At 54.3% G+C, this 5,782-nt stretch carries 1 protein-coding gene and 3 rRNA genes; all 4 read left to right on the top strand.

Annotation, left to right across the window (positions count from 1 at the left end):
- Window positions 1-194, top strand: a 194-nt coding sequence (locus tag NVV95_RS18370) for a hypothetical protein (protein WP_259488031.1), incomplete at its 5' end; no start/stop codon positions are given.
- 237 nt (window positions 195-431) lie between these two features.
- Window positions 432-1,958 (top strand): 16S ribosomal RNA (locus NVV95_RS18365).
- 434 nt (window positions 1,959-2,392) lie between these two features.
- Window positions 2,393-5,511, top strand: a 23S ribosomal RNA gene (locus NVV95_RS18360).
- Window positions 5,512-5,658: 147 nt separating this feature from the next.
- Window positions 5,659-5,775 (top strand): 5S ribosomal RNA (rrf, locus tag NVV95_RS18355).
- Together the 16S, 23S and 5S rRNA genes form the textbook arrangement of a ribosomal RNA operon.
- The last annotated feature ends 7 nt before the right edge of the window (window positions 5,776-5,782 follow it).

The following is a 5,782-nucleotide window of genomic DNA, read 5'->3' as shown; positions in this document are numbered from 1 at the left end:
CCGTAATGTTCTTACTCGTCACCCCACAGGTGCGGAAAGCGGAAGAGCTTACCGGCCTCAAGCGGGACATCAGATCTTCACTTTCCGGAAGACCATCCCTTGTGGGGATCGGTACCAAAGATGAAAAGATCACAACCCCAAACACTTCGCTCGGACATGTCGATTTGACAGGCCAGAAGCTGGTGCTAGGGTAGAGAAGTTGCCTGGAGCGGCGGCCTAACGGCTTGGTTCTGGTGCATCCGATCCTTGAGAACTCAACAGCGTGCACAATGTCAAATGCCAAATACCCTGTCGGTTGACTTCGGTTGACTACAGGATTCCTTTGGAAACAACATATTGAACAACAAAGCAAGTCAGTAATGATTTGTTCTGTCAGTTTCGAACTTGCAGTGCGGTCCGCCTATTCCGGTGGTCGTTACTGTGCGTAATCATTTACGGAGAGTTTGATCCTGGCTCAGGACGAACGCTGGCGGCGTGCTTAACACATGCAAGTCGAACGGTGAAGGAGGAGCTTGCTCTTCTGGATCAGTGGCGAACGGGTGAGTAACACGTGAGTAACCTGCCCTTGACTCTGGGATAAGCGTTGGAAACGACGTCTAATACCGGATACGAGCTGAGACCGCATGGTCATCAGTTGGAAAGATTTTTTGGTCAAGGATGGACTCGCGGCCTATCAGCTTGTTGGTGAGGTAATGGCTCACCAAGGCGACGACGGGTAGCCGGCCTGAGAGGGTGACCGGCCACACTGGGACTGAGACACGGCCCAGACTCCTACGGGAGGCAGCAGTGGGGAATATTGCACAATGGGCGCAAGCCTGATGCAGCAACGCCGCGTGAGGGATGACGGCCTTCGGGTTGTAAACCTCTTTTAGTAGGGAAGAAGCGAAAGTGACGGTACCTGCAGAAAAAGCACCGGCTAACTACGTGCCAGCAGCCGCGGTAATACGTAGGGTGCAAGCGTTGTCCGGAATTATTGGGCGTAAAGAGCTCGTAGGCGGTTTGTCGCGTCTGCTGTGAAAACTGGAGGCTCAACCTCCAGCCTGCAGTGGGTACGGGCAGACTAGAGTGCGGTAGGGGAGATTGGAATTCCTGGTGTAGCGGTGGAATGCGCAGATATCAGGAGGAACACCGATGGCGAAGGCAGATCTCTGGGCCGTAACTGACGCTGAGGAGCGAAAGCGTGGGGAGCGAACAGGATTAGATACCCTGGTAGTCCACGCCGTAAACGTTGGGAACTAGATGTGGGGGCCATTCCACGGTCTCCGTGTCGCAGCTAACGCATTAAGTTCCCCGCCTGGGGAGTACGGCCGCAAGGCTAAAACTCAAAGGAATTGACGGGGGCCCGCACAAGCGGCGGAGCATGCGGATTAATTCGATGCAACGCGAAGAACCTTACCAAGGCTTGACATATACGAGAACGGGCCAGAAATGGTCAACTCTTTGGACACTCGTAAACAGGTGGTGCATGGTTGTCGTCAGCTCGTGTCGTGAGATGTTGGGTTAAGTCCCGCAACGAGCGCAACCCTCGTTCTATGTTGCCAGCACGTCATGGTGGGAACTCATAGGAGACTGCCGGGGTCAACTCGGAGGAAGGTGGGGATGACGTCAAATCATCATGCCCCTTATGTCTTGGGCTTCACGCATGCTACAATGGCCGGTACAAAGGGCTGCAATACCGTAAGGTGGAGCGAATCCCAAAAAGCCGGTCTCAGTTCGGATTGAGGTCTGCAACTCGACCTCATGAAGTCGGAGTCGCTAGTAATCGTGAATCAGCAACGTCACGGTGAATACGTTCCCGGGCCTTGTACACACCGCCCGTCAAGTCATGAAAGTCGGTAACACCCAACGCCAGTGGCCTAACCCCTTGTGGGAGGGAGCTGTCTAAGGTGGGATCGGTGATTAGGACTAAGTCGTAACAAGGTAGCCGTACCGGAAGGTGCGGCTGGATCACCTCCTTTCTAAGGAGCATCTGGCACCGTTTGGTGTCCAGGCAGCCAGATTCGAGGCACACGTTCTCGACTGGTGGCTCATGGGTGGAACATTGACATTGGTGCAGCAGGAACCGTGCCGGCGCTAGTACGACCTCTCCTTTGGGGGGTTTGGAACGGGTTGGTTCGGGGGTGGTTGCATGTGCACGCTGTTGGGTCCTGAGGGACCGGGTCGCTCACCCTTTCGAGGGTGGGTGGACGTGAACCTCTGGACCTTTCCTGGTTCCGCCTTTGAGCGGGATGCGGGGAGGGTACCGCCCGTACTTTGAGAACTACACAGTGGACGCGAGCATCTTAGATTCAGGCATTTATGTCTGGATCACAAAGATCAACAGAACACCCTTCGGGGTGTTCGTAGATCATTGGTCAATTTCTTTATAAGAGATCGATTCAAACTCATGTGATTTCAAGTTTCTAAGAGCAAACGGTGGATGCCTTGGCATCTGGAGCCGAAGAAGGACGTATAAATCTGCGATAAGCCTCGGGGAGCTGATAATAGAGCCCTGATCCGAGGATTTCCGAATGGGGAAACCCCGCCGGGCCCTTTGGGTGACCCGGTGACTCCCGCCTGAATATATAGGGCGGGTAGAGGGAACGTGGGGAAGTGAAACATCTCAGTACCCACAGGAAGAGAAAACAACAGTGATTCCGTGAGTAGTGGCGAGCGAAACCGGATGAGGCTAAACCGGTCATGTGTGATAGCCGGCAGGCGTTGCATGGTCGGGGTTGTGGGACTTTTCTGCTGTTACTGCCGTACAGCGAGCGTTACAAAGCAATATAGGCGAATGGTTTTGAAAGGCCAGTCATAGAGGGTGCCAACCCCGTAGCCGAAATGTTGCGATGGCGCGAAGAGTATCCCAAGTAGCACGGGGCCCGAGAAATCCCGTGTGAATCTGTCAGGACCACCTGATAAGCCTAAATACTCCCAGATGACCGATAGCGGACAAGTACCGTGAGGGAAAGGTGAAAAGTACCCCGGGAGGGGAGTGAAATAGTACCTGAAACCGTTTGCTTACAAACCGTTGGAGCACCCTTGTTGGTGTGACAGCGTGCCTTTTGAAGAATGAGCCTGCGAGTTAGTGATATGTGGCGAGGTTAACCCGTGAGGGGAAGCCGTAGCGAAAGCGAGTCTTAATAGGGCGAGTGAGTCGCATGTTCTAGACCCGAAGCGAAGTGATCTATCCATGGCCAGGTTGAAGCGACGGTAAGACGTCGTGGAGGACCGAACCCACTTCAGTTGAAAATGGAGGGGATGAGCTGTGGATAGGGGTGAAAGGCCAATCAAACTTCGTGATAGCTGGTTCTCTCCGAAATGCATTTAGGTGCAGCGTTGCGTGTTTCTTGCCGGAGGTAGAGCTACTGGATAGCCGATGGGCCCCAAAAGGTTACTGACGTTAGCCAAACTCCGAATGCCGGTAAGTGAGAGCGCAGCAGTGAGACGGTGGGGGATAAGCTTCATCGTCGAGAGGGAAACAACCCAGACCACCGAATAAGGTCCCAAAGCGCGTGCTAAGTGGGAAAGGATGTGGAGTTGCACAGACAACCAGGAGGTTGGCTTAGAAGCAGCCACCCTTGAAAGAGTGCGTAATAGCTCACTGGTCAAGTGATTCCGCGCCGACAATGTAACGGGGCTCAAGCACGCCACCGAATTCGTGGCATTCATATTAGTGGCAGGCCTTCGTGGTCCAGCCGTGTGGATGGGTAGGAGAGCGTCGTGTGGCGAGTGAAGCGGCGGTGTAAACCAGCCGTGGACGCTACACGAGTGAGAATGCAGGCATGAGTAGCGAAAGACGGGTGAGAAACCCGTCCTCCGAAAGACCAAGGGTTCCAGGGCCAGGTTAATCCGCCCTGGGTAAGTCGGGACCTAAGGCGAGGCCGACAGGCGTAGTCGATGGACAACGGGTTGATATTCCCGTACTGGCGAAAAACCGCCCACGCCAATCCAGTAGTGCTAAGAGTCCTAAGCCGGCTAGATGGATCCCTTCGGGGTGAAGCGCGCCGGTCTAACGCTCGAACCCGTCTGGTGCGGTTAGCGTATTAACAGGTGTGACGCAGGAAGGTAGCTGAGCCGGGCGATGGTTGTCCCGGTCTAAGAATGTAGGCCGAGAGATAGGCAAATCCGTCTCTCATTACGGCTGAGACTCGATGGGTAGTCCTCACGGACGAAATCAGTGATCCTATGCTGCCAAGAAAAGCATCGACGCGAGGTTTTAGCCACCCGTACCCCAAACCGACTCAGGTGGTCAGGTAGAGAATACCAAGGAGATCGAGAGAATCGTGGTTAAGGAACTCGGCAAAATGCCCCCGTAACTTCGGGAGAAGGGGGGCCTGAGGCGTGAAGGGATTTACTCCTGGAGCGTTTGAAGGCCGCAGAGACCAGTGGGAAGCGACTGTTTACTAAAAACACAGGTCCGTGCCAAGTCGCAAGACGATGTATACGGACTGACGCCTGCCCGGTGCTGGAAGGTTAAGAGGAACGGTTAGCCGCAAGGCGAAGCTGAGAATTTAAGCCCCAGTAAACGGCGGTGGTAACTATAACCATCCTAAGGTAGCGAAATTCCTTGTCGGGTAAGTTCCGACCTGCACGAATGGCGTAACGACTTCCCAGCTGTCTCAACCGCGAACTCGGCGAAATTGCACTACGAGTAAAGATGCTCGTTACGCGCAGCAGGACGGAAAGACCCCGTGACCTTTACTACAGCTTGGTATTGGTGTTCGGTGTGGCTTGTGTAGGATAGGTGGGAGACGGTGAAGCTCGGACGCTAGTTCGGGTGGAGTCATTGTTGAAATACCACTCTGGTCACTCTGGATATCTAACTTCGAACCGTGATCCGGTTCAGGGACAGTGCCTGGTGGGTAGTTTAACTGGGGCGGTTGCCTCCTAAAGAGTAACGGAGGCGCCCAAAGGTTCCCTCAATCTGGTTGGCAATCAGATGGCGAGTGTAAGTGCACAAGGGAGCTTGACTGTGAGACTGACAAGTCGAGCAGGGACGAAAGTCGGGACTAGTGATCCGGCAGTGGCTTGTGGAAGCGCTGTCGCTCAACGGATAAAAGGTACCTCGGGGATAACAGGCTGATCTTGCCCAAGAGTCCATATCGACGGCATGGTTTGGCACCTCGATGTCGGCTCGTCGCATCCTGGGGCTGGAGTAGGTCCCAAGGGTTGGGCTGTTCGCCCATTAAAGCGGTACGCGAGCTGGGTTTAGAACGTCGTGAGACAGTTCGGTCCCTATCCGCTGCGCGCGCAGGAAATTTGAAAGGATCTGACCCTAGTACGAGAGGACCGGGTTGGACGAACCTCTGGTGTGTCAGTTGTTCCGCCAGGAGCACCGCTGATTAGCTACGTTCGGGATGGATAACCGCTGAAAGCATCTAAGCGGGAAGCCGGCCTTGAGATGAGATTTCCATACCCTCCGGGGTGAGAGGCTCCCAGCTAGACGACTGGGTTGATAGGCAGGATGTGGAAGCGAGGACTAAAGACTCGTGGAGCTGACCTGTACTAATAAGCCGATAACTTGATAATCACCACTCACATGCATGTTGTAAGGCTGGCATGTGGGGCCAAGATTGCTTGCGTCCACTATGTGGTTCTCGATGTACGGTCGAGAACCAAACATTCAACACTTCGTGTTGGACTGTTTGAAACTTCAAGACGATACGTCTCTAGAGTTTCGGCGGCCATAGCGAGAGGGAAACGCCCGGTCACATTCCGAACCCGGAAGCTAAGACTCTCAGCGCCGATGGTACTGCAAGGGGGACCTTGTGGGAGAGTAGGACACCGCCGGACATACTTT

The organism is Herbiconiux gentiana (assembly GCF_024978135.1).
Taxonomy (GTDB): domain Bacteria; phylum Actinomycetota; class Actinomycetes; order Actinomycetales; family Microbacteriaceae; genus Herbiconiux; species Herbiconiux gentiana.
Note: the sequence above shows the minus strand (reverse complement) of the source record. Positions and strands in the feature narration are given on the sequence as shown.